The following is an 18,574-nucleotide window of genomic DNA, read 5'->3' as shown; positions in this document are numbered from 1 at the left end:
ATTTCAAACATGGATTTAGAAATTACATTATTTGAATCACCTAAATACAATTGGGGTATTCGGGGAAAAAGTGGAGATGAACTGAATTTGAATTATAAAGTCGATGTATAGCAATTGAGAATTAAGGTGGTAGCATTTTTCAGTAAAAAGTTTTTTCCACAGTGAATTATTTCTACATACAATGTGTTAAATTCACTTATAGAAAAATAACAATTAAATATATGGCAGAATTATCCGTTTTAGAAAAAGAGCACGTTCAAGTTGAGTTAGATAAGTTGAATGCAGCGGTTGCAAAAGCAAGCGATTTTGAAGAAAAATTAGATTTAAAAGATAAGATTCATAATATGACCATGATTTTAAATGGCGTAAAACCATATGGTTCTATCAATTACTTTTGCGAGGGTTGTGGCTCTTAAGACTCTGATTTAGCATTTCAAAAGCCTTTGGAAATAATTTCCAAAGGCTTTTTTTATTCCCAATTTTGAAATTTAACATTACATTCGTAGTATAGATTGTATGAAACAGACACTGATACTTGTTTGCGGACTTCCAGGATCTGGTAAAAGCTTTTTTGCGAAACAATTCGCCGAACAAAATCACATACCTCATTTTAACAGCGATATCGTTCGGAAACAATTATTTCCAAGGCTCAGAACCTATTCCGAATTGGAAAAACAACAGGTATATGATTGGCTCATTACACAAACAGAGATGTCTTTAAAGGCAGGAAAATCAGTAATTATAGATGCAACTTTTTATAAAAAAAATTTACGTACTCCTTTTTATGATATCGCTTCTGTATTAAACATTCCCATAAAAATCATTCATATCTATGCTGCAGACGCACTCATTAAAGAACGTACCTCCGCAGTGAGAATGGATAGTGAAGCTGATTATTCTGTGTATCTGAAACTAAAAACTGCATTTGAACCAATTGATGAATATCATTTAGTATTACAATCTACCAACAACAACATTGATTTCTTGTTAAGGGAAGCCGATTCCTTTTTGAAGCATGCATAAAAAAGACATCGAACAACTCATTCAAACAGGCTCATTCCCTTTTGATTCAGATGCAAAATCAGAATTGATTGAAACGTCTATATCCTATGTTATTTTAAAAGGTTCTTATGCCTATAAAATTAAAAAGGATATTTCACTTTCGTTTTTAGATTTTTCGACCTTATCACTGCGCAAACAGTATTGCGATGAAGAGTTTCGATTAAATAAACGGCTCACAAGAGATATGTATGTTGGGGTATTCCCAATTACAAAAAAAGGAACCCGTTGGACAATTCAAGAACAGGCTACAAGCGCCAAGGAATATGCCGTTTGTATGAAACGCATTGACACAGCATTGCAATTGGATGTACAATTATCAAAACAGGTTGTTCGTGAAAAACACATCAAAGCAATCGCACAACAAATTGCAGCTTTTCATTTGAAAGAAAAATCAATCTTCTTGAATTACGATCCGTTTTTCCTGTCCAGAGAATTCGCAGATATACACCATCATACCTCTACAATCAAAAAACAGGTAGGAGCCGATTATTGTACCTTGATTGATTATGCCATTCAATTATCTGATGGCATCATCTATTTGTTGCAAGACTTCATCCGTTCTCGAGTTCAAGAAGGCTCTATTAAAGAATGCCATGGCGACTTACATGCAAAAAATATCTTCTTAACTTCTCCCCCAACGATCTTTGATTGCATCGAATTTAAAAAGGAATTTAGAGAAATAGATGTATTGAATGAAGTTGCTTTTCTGTGTATGGATTTAGAATGTGCTGGCTACGATAATCTTAGCAATGCTTTTTTAAAAGCGTATTTGGCAAAAACAGGATTCGTATTTGGCAAAAAAGAGCAGCTCTTATTTACTTATTTTAAAGCATATAGAGCATGTATCCGTGCGAAAGTAGCTGCCATAGGCTTGTCGCAAGATACTACCAATAAACAGCTGCAATCGGAAGTAAAAAAATACAGTGAAGTCATGGCAAACTATTTAATTGAGATTGTTGATGGATTATAATTTACGCATCCGAAGGATAATACATAATGTCAAATAGTTGATAAAAAAAGTATTATAACAACCATCTGAATTCGTTATTCAATGTCGTTTTCTTAACCATATTATTAAAGGCATAGATTAGCTATTGTTTGTATTTTTTTCATACCAGATCTATGATACTGATTAAATTTGCCACGGAGTACTTATGAATCAATACCACTCCTACACGGTATTGATTCATAACTCATAATTATCCTCAGCTTGCCTTAAAATGCTTGATATTATACGTTACCGTAAACATAAAATATCGTGTTAAAACCGTTGTATAAGTATCTTGAACATAACTTTCTGTAACTGTTCTTGCAATGCTTCTGTTTTGGTTTAATAAATCAAATACACTTACGCGAACTTCTAAGGACTGATCTTTTAACAGTTTGTATCCTATTGCGGCATTCCATAAATAAAACTGTTGGTTAAAGGAAGATGACAATCCAGAGTATAAGCGTTGATTTAAGTCACTTGAAAGAACCAATCTTTTAATTGGCATTACATTCACCTTAGCGGTTGCTAAATGATAAAAATAGTTGTTATTTAATTGGGGACGGATTGAATTTTCAACAATATTATACCATGCATTGTATGATAGATTAAAATCTACCTTTTCACTAATATTACTAGAGATACCAATTCCCCCATTCAATGCATATGCATTCGAAATATTTGTAACTGAGTTAATATTACCTGGCGTTCGTACATATGAAATACCTGTATTCAGATTGATATTACTTTTAATACTTGCAACAGGAAATCCATACGTATAATATGCATTAGTATTCCAATATCCATTTAAGTTAATAGGCTTACGCACTTGTGAACCCTTATTAACGATTGCTCCATTCTCTATTACAGTATCTTTAGTGGCAATAAAACTAGAGTTAGATATGTTATTATTTGTCTGACTCACATTCAAGAAAATCATTGAACTGGTAGCCTTTTTAGAACTGGTAATGCCATAATTGATATTCAATGCATTTGTATATTCCTGTTTCAAATTTTGATTCCCGGTTGAAAGCAATAAGGTATTGGAGTTATCTATTACATTTTGCAATTGATTTACGCCAGGTGTAGAAGTACTTGCACGATAGCGTATACGAATATTACTGCTATCACTAAATTTAATTTTTATCATGGCAGAAGGAAGAATATTGGTAAAGCTTTTAGTTATTTCACTTGAAGAAGGGAATAACTGTGTACTCGAAAGTTTTACGTTTTGAATATCTGCCCCAACCATTATGTTTGTCTTTCCTTTATTGTATCGATATCCAACCCCACCCTTTTGTGTCAAGGTATAGTTATCTAATTGATTTGACACAAAAATTGCTGTTGAATCATAGTATCCTGTAATCGGATTGTAATTTTGTATGCGTTTATTTGCATCGTTTTTTGAATAGGACGGACTATAATTAAATTGTACTACACCCGTTTTAGAAATTGGTTCAGTATACATTAAGTTCAATCTATAGGAATATGAATTCGTATTATTCAGCCCTTGTTGATTGACTAATTTTGTATTCATACTATTGTCTGAATATTGATTATTAGAATACAAATTGGTATTTGCATCATTTGCATTAATTGTGGAACCTAGATTAATCATATAAGATCTTCCTTTCTTTTTAAAGGTATGTCTCAAAAATAGATTATTCGCTATAGAATAATTAGTACTCGTATTTTTATTATTATTGGTTGTTGTACTCAATAATGAATCTGTACTATAGGTATTAATACCTGATAAATTTTGATAGATATTTCTATTCTGAATACTAATGGATGGCACATAAATAAACGTTGTAGCAGAATCTAACTTATATTCAAAGCGTCCTGAAAAACGATGATTTGCATTTTTAGTAGTACTGATATTATTCTCCTTATAGATAGTACTAGTCGTATCTGTAATAAAATATTGACGTGACAAATTTGTATTGTTATCATTTTTTGTATCATTGAAAAAATAATTTAATGATACTTTTAATTTAGGACTCCAGTTATCGGTATAATTTAACCCAACAGAGTTTGTTGTACTAATACCACTTTGTTGACCAACTAAAAAATTATTGGATGCATTTGAATTTCCAGATGGTCCACCACCTCTACCAGATGAGGCACCCATACCTGTTAAATCTTGAGAAGAGAAATTCTGCACATTGATATTATTACTCATACCCAATAAGGTAATCCGTTGCTTGCCCTTAAAAGAATTTAGGGTAAGACCTGTACTATAGCGATTGTTTGTTCCGTAACCTGCATAGACTTTACCAAATTGCCCGTTTCGTTTATCTGTTTTGGTTACAATATTAATTGTCTTTTGCGCATTGCCATCATCAAATCCTGAAGCTACAGCTTGATCACTTTGCTTATCGTAAATTTGAATTTTACTCACTACTTCGGCAGGCAAATTACGAAGTACAAGAAGTGCATCGTTTCCAAAGAACTCTTCTCCATCAACCGTAACTTTTTTGATTGTTTCTCCATTTGCTTTTACTTCACCATTCTGTATGGTAATACCTGGCATCTTCATTACAAGATCTTCTACAGTTGCATCTGGGTTTGTTTTATAGGCATCTGCATGAATACTTGTCGTATCTCCATTTTGCTCTATTCGTAACATCTTAGACTTTATTTCAACCTGTGCTGCCAATTCTAAATCTTCATACATTTTAATTAGCCCCATATCTTTATCCAGATTAGAAACGGTTATTTCACTTCGTATCGATTTAAAACCTAAAAACAATGTTTTAAAAATATAGCTCCCTGGCTTTACGAGATCAAATTCAAAAGTACCATCATCTCCAATTTCTGTAGCTACAAAAATAGTTGTATCCGATTTATTCATTAACAAAACAACTGTACCAAACATTTCTTCGCCTGTTGTACCATCAACAACTTTACCTGTTACTTTTTGGGCATATGCAGTAATTGATAAAATTGTTGTCAAACAAATAAGGAGTATGTGCTTCATAAATTTAGTATAGGGATTAGAAGTGCAATATTCTCAATTAAATTGAAAATAATGCTAAAATTAGATGTTTGTGGGATACATCAAGACGAATGGGGGTATTTTTATGCATTAAAAAGACACAGTATTTATTTCATTACGTTTAAAATACTTGGTTTAATTATTAAGTATGAATTTTATTCTCTGTATTATTCTAACTTCTTTAGCCTCACCATCACTATATCCAGGTGTCCAGACAGGCATATTTTCTGTACATCTTATAGCCTCATTATCCAATAAAGGATGCACGCCTCGTCCTTTAACAATTTCTACATGATCTACATGGCCATCTTGGTTTACAACAAAAGAAACATAAACTATGCCTTGAATATTTAGACGTTTAGCCTGATAGGGATATTTTAAGTTTTTTTGAAAATATTCCATCATAGCTTTTTCACCGCCAGGAAATAACGCCATACTTCTTATTTCATAATAGGTAGTATCCTTTCCTAGTTTGGTAAAACAGTTTGCTGAAGTACGCTTCCCATCTTTATACTTTTCTATTCGTTTGGTTTCACCCGTTTTGAAATATCCTTCAACTATTCCATTTTTTATTCCATCAATATATGTTTCAATATACCATAACTCTCCACTTGGATAATAGTACCTCCAGAAACCTGACATTTTATCATCCAAATAATATCCTTCTGAGCTTTTAATAGATTTAACGTACCTCAAATAATTGCCATTCTTTACATATGGATCGAACGATTTATAAAAAGCTGTACATTCTTTTGAGCTATCTTTTAAATTAAAATCTTCTGCCATAAGTAGCGTATCTGAAGTACTTCTAACTCTGAAATAGCTTGCACTATCTTTGGTGGTATTTGAAGTAGAATAGATGCTTTTAACATAAACCGTATCTATTTTTGTTTGAGAAAACCCAATAGTGTGTATACATAACATCAATAACGTTATCATATAAAAATGAATCATTTTCACTTTTATAATATCATTCGTCTTCATCTACACTCTCTTCTTTTTCGTTAACACCATCCATTTTAAATGTTCCTTTTAAGGATGGATACAAAGCCAAGCCAATCAAGAATCCGCTCACCAAGCCACCTATGTGTGCAGCATTGTCAATACCGTTTCCGATTAGGCCCATCACCAAATTGAAACCCACAAAAATAAACATACTTACCAAAAATCCTGCACCCATTTCTTTGGGAAATACACGCGTTAGAATCAATGCGATGAATGCACCATATAAACCAAAGATAGCACCAGAAGCACCCATACTTACAACCGTATCATTCCACCACAAACTTGCTGCACTTGCAATAATACCGGTGAGCAAATAGATTCCTACATACTTCATTCTGCCCAATAAGGGTTCTAAGAAAATACCAACAAATAATAAGCCGTACATATTCGCTGCTAGGTGCATAAAACCTCCGTGTAAAAAAGTATTAGTCGCCAAACGCCACCATTCACCTTGCATTGTAAGCGGACCATAATTAGCACCCCAGATAATCAAATCTTTACTATTAAATGACATAAAACCAAAACCCATAAAAAACATCAGTAAAAAAATTCCCACATTCGCATATACCAATATTGGAGTTATAAAGAACCCTTCTTTGGGTTTTAAATAATCGACAAATTCTTTTACCTCTTCGTTCGAATCTATTGCACCTGATTCATGCGCCTGCAATACTGCAGGGTCAAACGCGGGAATGATAATCATAATCAACCAAATAAGAGATCCAATAGCAAAAACAATACCTGTCCATGCTAATGTATTTCCATTTCTATCTTCAAATGGTTCGTTAACACTCCAGAAAAGTTGAGTGCTATTCGCAACCGTGTATTTAGTACTTTTTTTGACAGCATCACGCAAGCCATCTCCTTTATCTGAATTTGGCACGCGCATTAAATATCCAAATTGTGTTAAATCAATTTGATCAAAATCTAATTGAGTCTGATTTGCAAATGCAGTATATGCTTCCTCCTTTTCGTTGTCTTCTAAGTTATTCTTTATTGATTTTGAATAGTTCAATCCCAACCAGGATATAACCTCTGTTGTATCTGTAGCGCTCCTATACATTGGAACCGTTACATAAATGTACATATCGAAATTTTCATTGTGTTTTCCAGAAACTTCAAATACTGAATTCGTACCAATATTATTTTTTTCTATGTATACACCTTCAACACTATAATATTTCGTTTTAGGAAGTGAATCTAATTGAGAAATATTTTTTAATGGAGTTAGTTCCCCTGTAGCTGTTTCAATATAATTTTGGGCTATTAAAATTGGCACAGAGATAGCAACCCAAAGTATAAACGTATAAAAATCGATCCAACTTCCACCTTTTTTAGCTGATAGATTGAGTAATTTTAACTTTGGTCGCAAATAGAATAGAACAGGAATTGCGGGTAATATCAATGGCAATCCAAAATCTATAATTACATCCTTAATAGATATAAGTTCTAAATTGATAATAATGAGCCAGTTTAAAAAAGTATAGCCAAGACATAAACCAATAGAGGTTAATAAAAATGGAATATATAATAATGTTATTTTTTTAGAAAAATCTTCCATATATGTTATCTATTTATTCGAAATGTACTACGTGAAATGAAGCCAAAAGTTGAATAAAAATACGCATTTGTTGCGCTTCATTAAAACACCCTTTTATAATGCTGTACCACTGGGAATGGCTCATAATAATGATGCAATAATCTCTTCCATTCCAAATACGCTTCAGATTGCCTAAAACCAATCGTATGATCTTCCAAGCTTGCCCAATGAACAATGAGTAAATATTGATTTTCATTTTCAATGCAGGCATGCAACTCATGGCTGATATACCCTTTCATGGAAGCAATATAGGTTGACGCTTGTTTAAAAGATGCTTCAAACGTTTGCACCAGTTCAGGCTTTACATGAAGTACTGCTGTTTCTAATATCATAAAAAAAACTATTTATGATAAAGATACTTCTAAAAATGAATTACAACAATTGTTTCACCTTCATTCGTAATGTAGTATTATCTATTCCCAAACCTTCTTGCTGAAATTGAAGCACACCATTCTTATCAAACACAGAAATAAGATTTGAATGACTAAAGTCTTTCTCAGACGTGCGTTTGTATTTTACATTTAAAATATTTGAAAATTCGCGCACACCATCTAAGTTACCTTGAAGGAAGGTGTATTCTGGATAGTTCATTTTATTTTCTATCGCATACTCTTTTAATTTTTCAGGTGTATCTTTCTCTGGATCCATACTCACAAAAATATATCGAATACTCTTATTATTTAATGAATCGTGAATAGCCCGAACATCTGAAACCATTCTAGGACAAGATGCTTCGCAACGGGTATAAATCATCGTCACAATCAATACCTTGCCTTTAAAGTCTTCCAAAATATGCGCCTCTTTATTTTGATCTATCCACTTGGATGTTACATTATAGATAGAAAGTTCACTAATAGAATCATAATTAACAGTAGATGTTTCTGCAGCGTTCACAGATGTTGTATCTAATAAAATTAAATCCATTTTACATATAGGACATGTTCCTGCATGTGGATATACACTATCTCCTTGGCAATACATCGGACAATAATAAGAATCTACTTTGTTAGATTTATCGCAAGAAAAAAAGATACTTACAAAAACAGAAAGCATACAAAACGAAACTATATTTTTCATAATTCTACCTATTAAATACTTTTGGCACATCTAAAACCCAAGCTTTGAATATTGTAATTTGCTTTTATACTTCCTCTAAATGCATACCGCATAAAAGCTGCATAATCCATAAGGTTTGATGCATTCACAGAGCTTGCAGCACAAAACAAATCTCTACTCGTTTCTCCATCACGTCTGGATTCTCCAGAAAGAAGTACCGAATTAAAATCGCTCGTCCACTCCCAAACCAGCCCGTGCATATCATATATTCCCCAATAATTTTTATAGGTACTTCCAACCTTTTTTAAATAGGTTTTAGGGATTTCATAATTTGCAACAATACGGTGATTGAATGCACTATCTCTTTGTGCATTTGGCTTCGTCTCACTTGCCATTGCAGCATATTCCCATTCATCCATCGAAGGCAAACGCTTGCCTTGGCAGGCGCAATAGGCTTTGGCGCTATACCAAGAAACGTATGTAACAGCAGACTGCATAGACATGCTTGACGTCAAGGTTGTATCGTTTATCCAATTTAAAAGATACATCTTATCGGCAAAGATCGTTTTAACATTTGATTTCCTCCAATTCGCATTGGACTTAACAAAGGAAAGATATTGTGCATTTGTAACCGGATACACATCCAAATAAAAGGATTTTACATATGCAGGAGATGTATCTGAGCCATACAAAGGTGTATATGTACCAGATCCTATTTTTTTCATTTCTGTATGGGTTTGTCCCCATACAGAAAATGAAAATATAAGACATATTAAAACATGCATTCCTTTATATGAAATCATTATTTAGCTTTTCTAACTTTCTCTACCATTTGTGGTGTCACAACCGTTTTATTATTTCCCCAACTATTATAAACGAAAGTTAATACATTTGCAACTTCTTCATCCGACAAGGTTTGCGGTGACATCACACTATTATACTTCACACCGTTTACAGTAAGTTCTCCTGTTTTACCATGCAACACAATACCAATAGCATTGTTCACATCTTTATTCAAGTAATCCGATTTAGCCAATGGAGGAAATGCATTTGGAATACCTGTACCTTCTGGTTGATGGCACGCATAACATGTTTGAGAATAAATTTGCTTACCCAATACAATACGTTCTGCTGGAGAGCTTGCTACTGGGGCTTTAGGTGCAGGCTCGTGTGATGGTTCAATATTAGCACCTTCAGGGTTGTAAATACCTTCTTGTTTTTTCCCTGAATAGATGGTGTGATTTTCCATACCAGTCACCTTTAATGTTCCTAAAGCACCTTTATTGAATGCTCTAAAAATAGAGTGATCTACAATCGCATAATCACCAGGAACCTCTACTTTAAATTCAATCATCGTAGCGCCACCTGCAGGTATTAAAGTAGTTTGTACATTTTCATTTACTAAACTTCCACCTTCCACATGTACGCGATCAAAAATTTCTCCAATCACGTGAAAGGAAGAAACCAAATTTGGACCACCATTCCCCACATACAACCGAACAGTTTCGCCTACTGCTGCTGTAATTGCGTTGTCACCAGATAGTGCGCCTACTTTACCATTAAATACAACATATTCCGCATGTTCGTCCATTGCTTTTTGCATATCAAATGGTTGTAAACCTGGTTGACCATGTTTGCCTTTGGTATAAAAATCGCCTTGCATGATGTAGTATTCTTTATCTACTGGTGGCAAGCCACCTTCTGGTTCAATCAATATTAAGCCGTACATACCATTGGCAATGTGCATACCCACTGGAGCGGTTGCACAGTGATACACAAACAGACCTACATTAAGAGCTTTGAAAGAAAATCTGATTGTATGACCTGGCGCAACAAATGAAGACGCTGCACCACCTCCTGGACCAGTTACAGCATGCATATCAATATTGTGCGGTAATTTATTATCTGGGTGATTTTTTAAGGTTACTTCAATTTCGTCACCAATACGAGCACGAATAAAACTACCGGGTACGGTTCCCCCGAAAGTCCAATACACATACTTTACACCATTAAGCATCTCGCCTTCTTTTTCGATAATTTCTAAATCGACATTTAGTTTTCGTGCTGCTCTATCACCAATAGCTTTGGGTACCAAGGGAGGCGAAGTCATTTCGGCATTTTCCTGTCCAATCGTTTCAATGGTTTTATTCGCAACGGTTGTTGTGTCTTGGTTGGCGCTATTACTACATGAGCTCATAAAAAATAAAGAACTTCCCATTAATAGTAGTGTACCTAATGTTCTTGTAGATTGCTTGATTCTATTCATACTTATATTATCGATTAAAAACGTAGAATTATTACATAAATGTATCTATTGCTTTACTATCAAAAATTGATAATAATCACATTTCAGTATAGTACTTATCAATTTATGTAAAAAAAAAAGAGTCATGCCTTCGCATGACTCTTTTAAAATCTAATATAAGCTATGCTTATTTATTTTTGTAATAAAAATTTAATGCACCTTGGTATGTTCTAAATGGAGCTGCAGTCCAAGGATGTTCAGGAGCTACAAGATCAAAGTTAGAAGAACCACCAACCATCAATTTAAAGTCACCATCTTCTGTAACACGTTTGAATGTGTGTGCAGCTTGATCTTCTTTAATGAATGATAAATCAGCTTTTGTAATTTCAAACGTTACTGTTTTAGATTCGCCTGCTTTGATAGCTACTCTTTCAAAACCTCTTAATCTTTTTAAGTTTGGAACAACAGATGCAAACATATCACGAGAATACAATTGAACAACTTCGTCGCCATCAACTGCACCTGTATTTTTTACAGATACTGAAACAGTCAACTTAGCATCACCTACTAATGTATCTGCACTGATTTTGAAATCAGAATAAGCAAATGTAGTATAGCTTAATCCATGACCGAATGGCCATTGTGGCATATAACCATTATCTACGAAAGAACCAGGAGTTGGTTCAACGTTTACTTCCGTCCATTTGTGATCGTACATTACGATATCACCTGTATAACGTGGGTAAGAGAATGGCAATTTACCACCTGGGTTGTAGTCGCCAAACAATACATCTGCAATTGCATTTGCACCTTGGCTACCTGGCCAGTACGCATTTAATACTGCAGGTATACCATCAACAATAGAAGAGATAACACGTGGTCTACCTTCTACCAATACCAAAATTACTGGTTTGCCAGATTTAATAGCAGCTTCCGCTAATTTCAATTGACGCGCATCCAACGTTAAATCTCTGATTGAACCTGGAGATTCAGCATACGCATTTTCACCTAAACAAAGAACGATTGCATCCGCACCAGCAAGTGATGGTAATGTATAGTTTTTAGGATCTTCGTAGTTAGATACCGACTGACATACAACTTTACCTGCACCGATTTTAGCTTCTAGAGCTTGTTTAACAGATAAGGTAGATTTAGGATATAAAGACAATACACTGTCTTTTGTAAATTCTATACCTGGGATAAATGACTTATCCCCTGCTTTAGATAATGTAGCAGTCGCATCGGCACCTTGCCATGTATACGACCAACATCCGTGTAATGAAGGAATGTTGTTTGCATTCGGACCAGCAACTACAATTTTAATTGATTTTTTCAATGGAAGCGCATTGTTATCATTTTTCAACAATGTCATTGTTTGTCTAGCAGCATCCAACGCTTTTGCAGCATATTCAGGCTTGCCAAAATTTGCTTTTGCAGCTTCTTCAACAACTGGGTTTTCAAATAAACCAAGTGCATATTTCAAACGTAAAATTCTTCTTACAGATTCATTGATACGTGCTTCAGGTACAGAACCTTCTTTCACTAATTCAATTAATAATTTAGGGAATTTGAAATCGTTTGGAGTCATGCTCATATCAATACCAGCAAGAATACCATCTTTAACAGCATCTTTCAATGTTGGCGAAGTATTGTGACGTTCGTATAAACGGTTTATATCTTCCCAATCAGTAACAATAAGACCTTTAAAGCCTAATTCTCCGCGAAGTACATCTGTCAATAAATAGTGACTTGCGTGTACTGGAAAACCATTTAATTCACCTGAGTTAATCATGATTGTTGAAGAACCAGCATCTACCGCTGCTTGGAATTGAGGTAAGTAGTATTCTCTCAATTCAATTTCAGGAACATAAGAAGGAGTTCTATCACGACCAGATCTTGAAGCAGAATATGCAATAAAGTGTTTCATACAAGAAGCAACAGCATTTACTTTATCCAAGCCTGCGCCTTCATACGATTTAATTGCAGCTACACCCATGCGCTCAATAAGCAATGGATCTTCCCCGAATGTTTCAGGGAAACGTGGCCATAATGGATTACGTCCTAAATCCAAAACTGGATCAAAATTCCAACGAAGTCCACAAGCTCTAGCTTCTAAAGCGGTAACTTCTGCACATGCTGCTGGTACTGCAGGGTTGAATGAAGCTGCTGCACCAATATTATGTGGGAATAAAGTAGAATTTAATGTAAACGTAACACCGTGAATGGCATCAATACCATACACTATAGGGATACCATTCCCTGTTTTTGTTGCTTTATCTTGTATTTGAGTGATAATCGAAATCCATTGATCTTGAGAATACGCTCTGTTAATTGCATTTAATAATGAACCTACTTTATAGGTAGAAATTGCAGTATCTAATAGGGCAGGATCGATAACACCATAGTTGTTATCATAACCACTTCCATTGCCTGTATAAAGAATGGTATTTAAATTTACCTGAGTCATTTGACCGACTTTTTCTTCAATTGACATTTTTGCTAATAGTGCATCTACTTTAGCATCAAGATCTTTGTCTTTATCAGACGTAGCGGTACTCTTTGTTTCTGTTTTCTCGCCTTTATTACAAGCAGTAAATGCCCATAATGTTGCAAGAACACCAAAAAGATAAACTGTTTTTTTCATCGTTTATGTGTTAAAATTAAATACGTATGCAATTCTTTATTCTCATATAAGTATATGAACGGAATATCTTTCAATAATACAACTTTTAAGCGATACGCCCAAGAAGAAATGCTAGGAAAAACACCTAGTTATCTACGTTTTACCAAAAATGAAGTGGATTTTGTGGAAATCTAAATTTGATTGAATAAAAATGAGGACAAACGAGTAAAAAGGACTTGAATCAAAAAAAAAACGAACAATATCAACAACGTTGGCGCACAATTGATTTCTGTGCTCGATAAGTTCTTTTAATGTACATTTATTGCCTTGCTAAAAACCAATCTTGGCTTATTCCATCCGTTTGATTCCTAGCTACGTTTTTAAAAATTAAAATTTCAAGTACTTATCCGTTCGGGATTTTATTTCTATGGAAATTACTACTACGTATTAGTTTGAAATGTATTATTAAAAAATAATACCATTTCTACTTCGTAGTAGTTTAAAATTTGGAATTTGTATTTGGAAATTTATACTTCTATCCGTTTTGAAATTTATTTTTTTAGGGGAATTTCTACTTCCGTAGTAATTTGAAATTTGTTTTTTGAAATTTGGGATTTCCGCTTGGCGGCTAGGCGGTTTAGTGCTTCCGAGCAATGGTATACTCAACTAAATCGCGTAAGGCATTTTTATATATTGAATCTTCAAATTGATTTAAAAACCCATAAGCTTCTGTTCTGAATCCTTCCATTACAGAACGGGTATATTCTATTCCGCCCGACTCTCGCACAAATTGCAACACTTCACGCACTTTAGCTGACTTATGCGTCTGATTTTTAATGATGAACATGATGCGTTTTTTATCCAGCCAGCTCGCTTTATTTAAGGCATAGATTAAGGGCAAGGTCATCTTACGTTCTTTAATATCAATACCAACAGGCTTGCCAATCATTTCAGATGTTTCGTAATCGAATAAATCATCTTTTACTTGAAAGGCCATTCCGATTTTTTCACCAAATTGTTTTGCACGTTCAATCAGCGCTTCATCGGTACTCACAGATGCAACGCCAACCGCACAGCACGATGCAATTAAGGATGCAGTCTTCTGACGAATAATTTCAAAATAAATATCTTCGGTAATATTCAGGTTGCGTGCTTTTTCAATTTGCAGCAACTCCCCTTCACTCATTTCGCGTACGGCATTTGACACAATTTTCAATAGATGAAAATCGCCGTTATTTATAGACAACAACAAGCCTTTGGATAATAAATAATCGCCTACTAACACCGCAATTTTATTTTTCCAAAGTGCATTAATGGAAAACATTCCACGACGATAATCGGAATCGTCTACCACGTCGTCATGAACTAAGGTTGCTGTGTGAAGCAATTCAATTAAAGCAGCACCTCGTTGCGTAGATTCATTTATTTCACCCGCCAAATGTGCCGACAAAAAAACAAACATCGGTCGCATTTGCTTTCCATTCCGCTTAACGATATAAGACATGATTTTATCTAAAAGCATGACTTTAGTTTTCATAGATTCACGAAACTTCTTTTCGAAGTCTTTCATGTCTTCTATAACTACTTCTTTAATATCTTCTAACCGAATTTCTGACATGGGGTAAATAAAGTACGAATATAACTATAAGTCGCAATATGCTTCACAATATTGTTGAAAGCAGGTAATTATTTCATATTTATAAACTGCAAGGCAACGCCCACATCTTTGGTGCGCAATACCGCAATAATTTCTTGTAACTCATCAATTTTCTTGCCTGTTACACGAATCAAATCATCCATTTGAGCTGGAGTAACTTTAGAGCCCGAGTCTTTGATGATTTTTATAATCTTTTTACACCCTTCTTTATCGATTCCGTTCTTTACAGAAAGTTCTCTTTTCATCATAGGACCTGATGCATATTCTTCTTTAGACATGTCTAAAGACTTAGGGTCAATACCTTGCTTAGCCATACGCGTGATAATAATATCTACAATCGCATTCATGCGCATGCTGTTCTCAGTAGTAATTTTAATAATGGATGCTTTTTTATCTAAATCAATTTCCGTTTTTGAATCGCGAAAATCATAACGTGTTGTAATTTCCTTACGAGCTACATTTAGAGCATTATCTAAGGTTTGAGGATCTACTTTACTTACAATATCAAAAGAAGGCATAGGATTTTAATTTAATGTAAAACCAGACAAAATTATTGAGAACGAAGTTAGGCATTTGAAATTTGTTAACAAACTTAAAACTTTGATACCGTTTCCTCGTTAGAAAACTTATTAACAAGACGCTAAAATCATGTAATTCTCCATCTATATTATCCTCAGAACATGTTATATTCAAAATTGAATCGATTCATGTTCTAAATTTTACACAGTTTACAAATTCATCAACGATTTCGGATCGTTCTAAAGATTTTGACATTATGGCTAAGGAGAAAACAACCAAGGATACACAGAAGAAGATCTTCGTGTTGGACACATCGGTGATAATTTTTGATCACAATGCGGTAAAGAGTTTTGAAGAACATGATTTAGCTATCCCTATTACCGTTCTAGAAGAATTAGACAATTTTAAAAAGGGTAATGATATCAAAAACTTTGAAGCACGCGAGTTTACACGTTTTCTGGATGAATTAGCAGAAAATAGTGCAAGCTTGCAAGATTGGATTCCTTTACAAGGTAAAAATAAAGGAAAACTTAAAGTTATCATGAATACGCATGGTACCAAGGAGATGGATGCGGAAAAAATATTCGACGATCGCAAAAACGATCACAAAATATTAAATGCTGCCATAGTAGTTCAAGCAGAAAATCCAGACAAAAAAGTAGTTTTAGTTAGTAAGGACATTAATCTTAGACTTAAAGCGAAATCGTTAAATATCCCTGCAGAAGACTACAATACAGGTAAAGTAAAAGACATAGATTTATTATATACGGGACATACAACGATTGAAAATGTAGTACCTGAAAAAATAAATGAATTATATGAAAAAGGTTTTTGTGATGTGGATGCTATTCCAGCAGATCAGGTTTCAAAAAATCATTACTATATTTTAAAAAGCATAAAAAGCTCTGCTTTAGCCTACTACAACCCTATCAGCAAAAGATTGGAGCAAGTAGGAAAATTACCTGCATACGGAATCAAACCTAGAAATGCGGAACAAGCCTTTGCAATACATGCTGTCTTAGACCCCAACATCAAGTTGGTATCCATTCAGGGTGTAGCAGGAACAGGTAAAACTTTGATTGCATTAGCAGCGACATTAGAACAAAGAAAAGACTTTAAACAGATTTTCTTGGCCAGACCAATTGTTCCATTAAGCAATAAAGATATTGGGTATTTACCAGGCGATATTAAGTCGAAATTGAATCCCTATATGGAACCATTATTTGATAACTTGAAGTTTATTCAAAATCAATTTAATGAGACCGATCAAGATTATCAACGCATCACCGATATGGTGAATAAAGAGAAATTGGTGATTACTCCACTTGCCTATATACGAGGAAGAAGTTTATCAAACATCGTATTTATTGTAGATGAAGCGCAAAACTTAACTCCACATGAAGTAAAAACGATTATTTCACGTGCTGGAGAAAATTGCAAAATCATTTTCACGGGTGATATCTTCCAAATTGACACACCGTATTTGGATTCAGAATCGAACGGTCTCTCCTATTTGATTGATCGTTTAAAAGATCAAGATTTATACACACACATTACTCTTGAAAAAGGAGAACGTTCTGAGTTAGCAAACTTAGCGAACGAATTGTTGTAATTATTAGCTTCTATTTAAAAGCATGCTTTAGAGATAAAGCATGCTTTTTTCGTTTATAATCCCTTGACACCTAAAAAGACTTGATAAGCCTGTCATTTTTTAGTAATTATGTATCGCATTATATATAGCAGCCAATTAGCTATGGTAAGTAATATCTCAAACCGAAAAGACAGCATGCTGCCATCATAAGATATTCTTAAAAATTCAATCAAAATACGTGTACTTGTTCAAAATAATATGGAAGTTGATAACCGCCCCTTCTTAAAAAAATTAAAATATACTCTACTTTACTGGCTTGTCAAAGGATTGATTTTTATCACTGAAAAGCTTCCACGTTCGGTTGTGTATTTTGTGTATGGAGGTTTGGGTAAACTCGCTTACTATTTTGCAGCTGCACCCAGACGCAGAGCAATCAAAAACTTAACAACGGTTTTTGGTAAAGAAAAAACACAAGATGAAATAAAGGCTATAACAAAAAAGATGTTTCTCAACTTAGGGAAAAACCTTGCAACTGTTATGCGTGTTTTCCCAATGCAAAACCTAGATCAATTCTATAAACAAGTTCGCATTATTGGTAAAGAGAACTTAGATACTTCCTATGCTAAAGGCAAGGGTGTAGTTTTGCTCACAGCACATATTGGTGCATTTGAAATTTTAGGAACCTTTATAGGCTTGAATTATAAATCTATTATGGTGGGGACAAAATTAAAAGACCCACGTTTAGATGCGTTGATAGTTGCTTCTCGATCTAAGGGAGGAAGTAAATACGTTCATAGAGGTGAAAACACCTTACAATTGATGCGTAGTTTAAAAGAAGGTCGTGTAATGATTATATTAATCGATCAAGACACAAAAGTTAAAAGCCGTTTTGTAGAATTTATGGGCGTATCTGCTGCAACTCCTGTTGGCGCTACGATGATTGCATTAAAAACAGGTGCAGACATTGTACCAGTAATTGTTCAGATGGATGAAAACGACAACCAAACTATTACGTGCATGCCTGCATTGGAAGTCACTAAAAGTGGTGATGCAGAAAAAGATTTATTGGATAATACACTTAGAATGAACCAAGCAGTGGATGCGTTTATTCGTAAAGACCCTTCTCAGTGGGTTTGGATGCACGATCGTTTTAAAACAAAACCTGGAGAAGAAATCATTTAAATGATACAAATCAATATTAGTTTAAAAAAACAACTTTATTATTTACAA

Annotated in this window: 15 protein-coding genes; 5 read left to right on the top strand and 10 right to left on the bottom strand. The window is 34.2% G+C overall.

Features of this window, described 5'->3' with window-relative positions:
- Positions 1-221 precede the first annotated feature (221 nt).
- The 3 genes from Q0543_RS08880 (at position 222) to Q0543_RS08870 (ending at position 2,032) form a co-directional block, all read left to right on the top strand.
- A complete protein-coding gene (locus tag Q0543_RS08880; protein WP_299251497.1) occupies positions 222-416 on the top strand; it encodes a hypothetical protein in 195 nt (64 codons plus the stop codon).
- 100 nt (positions 417-516) lie between these two features.
- Positions 517-1,023, top strand: a complete 507-nt coding sequence (locus tag Q0543_RS08875) for an ATP-binding protein (protein WP_299251494.1) — start codon at positions 517-519, stop codon at positions 1,021-1,023.
- A complete protein-coding gene (locus Q0543_RS08870) occupies positions 1,016-2,032 on the top strand; it encodes a hypothetical protein (RefSeq protein WP_299251491.1) in 1,017 nt (338 codons plus the stop codon). The genes Q0543_RS08875 and Q0543_RS08870 overlap by 8 nt, the downstream gene beginning before the upstream one ends.
- Before the next feature lie 235 nt (positions 2,033-2,267).
- Here the strand turns inward: Q0543_RS08870 and Q0543_RS08865 are convergent, their stop codons facing one another.
- The 10 genes from Q0543_RS08865 to Q0543_RS08820 all read right to left on the bottom strand — a co-directional run bounded on the left by Q0543_RS08865 (position 2,268) and on the right by Q0543_RS08820 (position 15,752).
- Positions 2,268-5,030 carry an outer membrane beta-barrel protein gene (locus Q0543_RS08865; RefSeq protein WP_299251488.1) on the bottom strand — a complete coding sequence of 921 codons (2,763 nt, stop codon included), beginning with the start codon at positions 5,028-5,030 and terminating at the stop codon, positions 2,268-2,270.
- A 153-nt stretch (positions 5,031-5,183) separates the two neighbouring features.
- On the bottom strand, positions 5,184-6,032 hold the full coding sequence (locus Q0543_RS08860; protein WP_299251485.1) for an energy transducer TonB: 849 nt from the start codon (positions 6,030-6,032) through the stop codon (positions 5,184-5,186).
- Positions 6,019-7,614 (bottom strand): rhomboid family intramembrane serine protease, encoded by a 1,596-nt coding sequence (locus Q0543_RS08855; protein WP_299251482.1) that lies wholly within the window; start codon positions 7,612-7,614, stop codon positions 6,019-6,021. Before Q0543_RS08855 ends, Q0543_RS08860 begins: the two co-directional genes overlap by 14 nt.
- Positions 7,615-7,694: 80 nt before the next feature.
- Positions 7,695-7,985 carry an antibiotic biosynthesis monooxygenase gene (locus Q0543_RS08850; protein ID WP_299251480.1) on the bottom strand — a complete coding sequence of 97 codons (291 nt, stop codon included), beginning with the start codon at positions 7,983-7,985 and terminating at the stop codon, positions 7,695-7,697.
- Between the two features lie 40 nt (positions 7,986-8,025).
- Positions 8,026-8,730 carry an SCO family protein gene (locus Q0543_RS08845; RefSeq protein WP_299251477.1) on the bottom strand — a complete coding sequence of 235 codons (705 nt, stop codon included), beginning with the start codon at positions 8,728-8,730 and terminating at the stop codon, positions 8,026-8,028.
- A gap of 11 nt (positions 8,731-8,741) precedes the next feature.
- Positions 8,742-9,512 carry a formylglycine-generating enzyme family protein gene (locus Q0543_RS08840; protein ID WP_299251474.1) on the bottom strand — a complete coding sequence of 257 codons (771 nt, stop codon included), beginning with the start codon at positions 9,510-9,512 and terminating at the stop codon, positions 8,742-8,744.
- The gene (gene nirK / locus Q0543_RS08835) at positions 9,512-10,975 is read right to left on the bottom strand and encodes a copper-containing nitrite reductase (protein WP_299251471.1); all 1,464 of its coding nucleotides are present in this window, start codon (positions 10,973-10,975) and stop codon (positions 9,512-9,514) included. Before nirK ends, Q0543_RS08840 begins: the two co-directional genes overlap by 1 nt.
- Positions 10,976-11,141: 166 nt before the next feature.
- The gene (locus Q0543_RS08830) at positions 11,142-13,598 is read right to left on the bottom strand and encodes a glycoside hydrolase family 3 N-terminal domain-containing protein (RefSeq protein ID WP_299251468.1); all 2,457 of its coding nucleotides are present in this window, start codon (positions 13,596-13,598) and stop codon (positions 11,142-11,144) included.
- 616 nt (positions 13,599-14,214) lie between these two features.
- Complete coding sequence (locus tag Q0543_RS08825; RefSeq protein WP_299251463.1) at positions 14,215-15,195, bottom strand: polyprenyl synthetase family protein; 981 nt, start codon at positions 15,193-15,195, stop codon at positions 14,215-14,217.
- A 68-nt stretch (positions 15,196-15,263) separates the two neighbouring features.
- Positions 15,264-15,752 (bottom strand): YajQ family cyclic di-GMP-binding protein, encoded by a 489-nt coding sequence (locus tag Q0543_RS08820; RefSeq protein ID WP_299251460.1) that lies wholly within the window; start codon positions 15,750-15,752, stop codon positions 15,264-15,266.
- Positions 15,753-16,009: 257 nt separating this feature from the next.
- On the opposite strand from Q0543_RS08820, the gene Q0543_RS08815 reads away from it, so the two are divergent.
- Positions 16,010-17,365: a PhoH family protein gene (locus tag Q0543_RS08815; protein WP_299251457.1), complete on the top strand. Its 1,356-nt coding sequence runs from the start codon at positions 16,010-16,012 to the stop codon at positions 17,363-17,365.
- A 237-nt stretch (positions 17,366-17,602) separates the two neighbouring features.
- Positions 17,603-18,526, top strand: coding sequence for a lysophospholipid acyltransferase family protein (locus Q0543_RS08810; RefSeq protein WP_299251453.1), 924 nt, complete (start codon positions 17,603-17,605; stop codon positions 18,524-18,526).
- Positions 18,527-18,574 lie beyond the last annotated feature (48 nt).

The sequence above is a fragment of the uncultured Cytophaga sp. genome (assembly GCF_937863595.1).
Classification (GTDB): Bacteria; Bacteroidota; Bacteroidia; order Cytophagales; family Cytophagaceae; genus Cytophaga.
Note: the sequence above shows the minus strand (reverse complement) of the source record. Positions and strands in the feature narration are given on the sequence as shown.

Coding starts and splice junctions, on each gene's coding strand:
- nirK (WP_299251471.1), bottom strand. CDS start 10,975: ATGAATAGAATCAAGCAATCTACAAGAACATTAGGTACACTACTATTA.
- Q0543_RS08825 (WP_299251463.1), bottom strand. CDS start 15,195: ATGTCAGAAATTCGGTTAGAAGATATTAAAGAAGTAGTTATAGAAGAC.
- Q0543_RS08855 (WP_299251482.1), bottom strand. CDS start 7,614: ATGGAAGATTTTTCTAAAAAAATAACATTATTATATATTCCATTTTTA.
- Q0543_RS08865 (WP_299251488.1), bottom strand. CDS start 5,030: ATGAAGCACATACTCCTTATTTGTTTGACAACAATTTTATCAATTACT.
- Q0543_RS08870 (WP_299251491.1), top strand. CDS start 1,016: ATGCATAAAAAAGACATCGAACAACTCATTCAAACAGGCTCATTCCCT.
- Q0543_RS08810 (WP_299251453.1), top strand. CDS start 17,603: ATGGAAGTTGATAACCGCCCCTTCTTAAAAAAATTAAAATATACTCTA.
- Q0543_RS08880 (WP_299251497.1), top strand. CDS start 222: ATGGCAGAATTATCCGTTTTAGAAAAAGAGCACGTTCAAGTTGAGTTA.
- Q0543_RS08875 (WP_299251494.1), top strand. CDS start 517: ATGAAACAGACACTGATACTTGTTTGCGGACTTCCAGGATCTGGTAAA.
- Q0543_RS08840 (WP_299251474.1), bottom strand. CDS start 9,512: ATGATTTCATATAAAGGAATGCATGTTTTAATATGTCTTATATTTTCA.
- Q0543_RS08815 (WP_299251457.1), top strand. CDS start 16,010: ATGGCTAAGGAGAAAACAACCAAGGATACACAGAAGAAGATCTTCGTG.
- Q0543_RS08820 (WP_299251460.1), bottom strand. CDS start 15,752: ATGCCTTCTTTTGATATTGTAAGTAAAGTAGATCCTCAAACCTTAGAT.
- Q0543_RS08860 (WP_299251485.1), bottom strand. CDS start 6,032: ATGAAGACGAATGATATTATAAAAGTGAAAATGATTCATTTTTATATG.
- Q0543_RS08830 (WP_299251468.1), bottom strand. CDS start 13,598: ATGAAAAAAACAGTTTATCTTTTTGGTGTTCTTGCAACATTATGGGCA.
- Q0543_RS08850 (WP_299251480.1), bottom strand. CDS start 7,985: ATGATATTAGAAACAGCAGTACTTCATGTAAAGCCTGAACTGGTGCAA.
- Q0543_RS08845 (WP_299251477.1), bottom strand. CDS start 8,730: ATGAAAAATATAGTTTCGTTTTGTATGCTTTCTGTTTTTGTAAGTATC.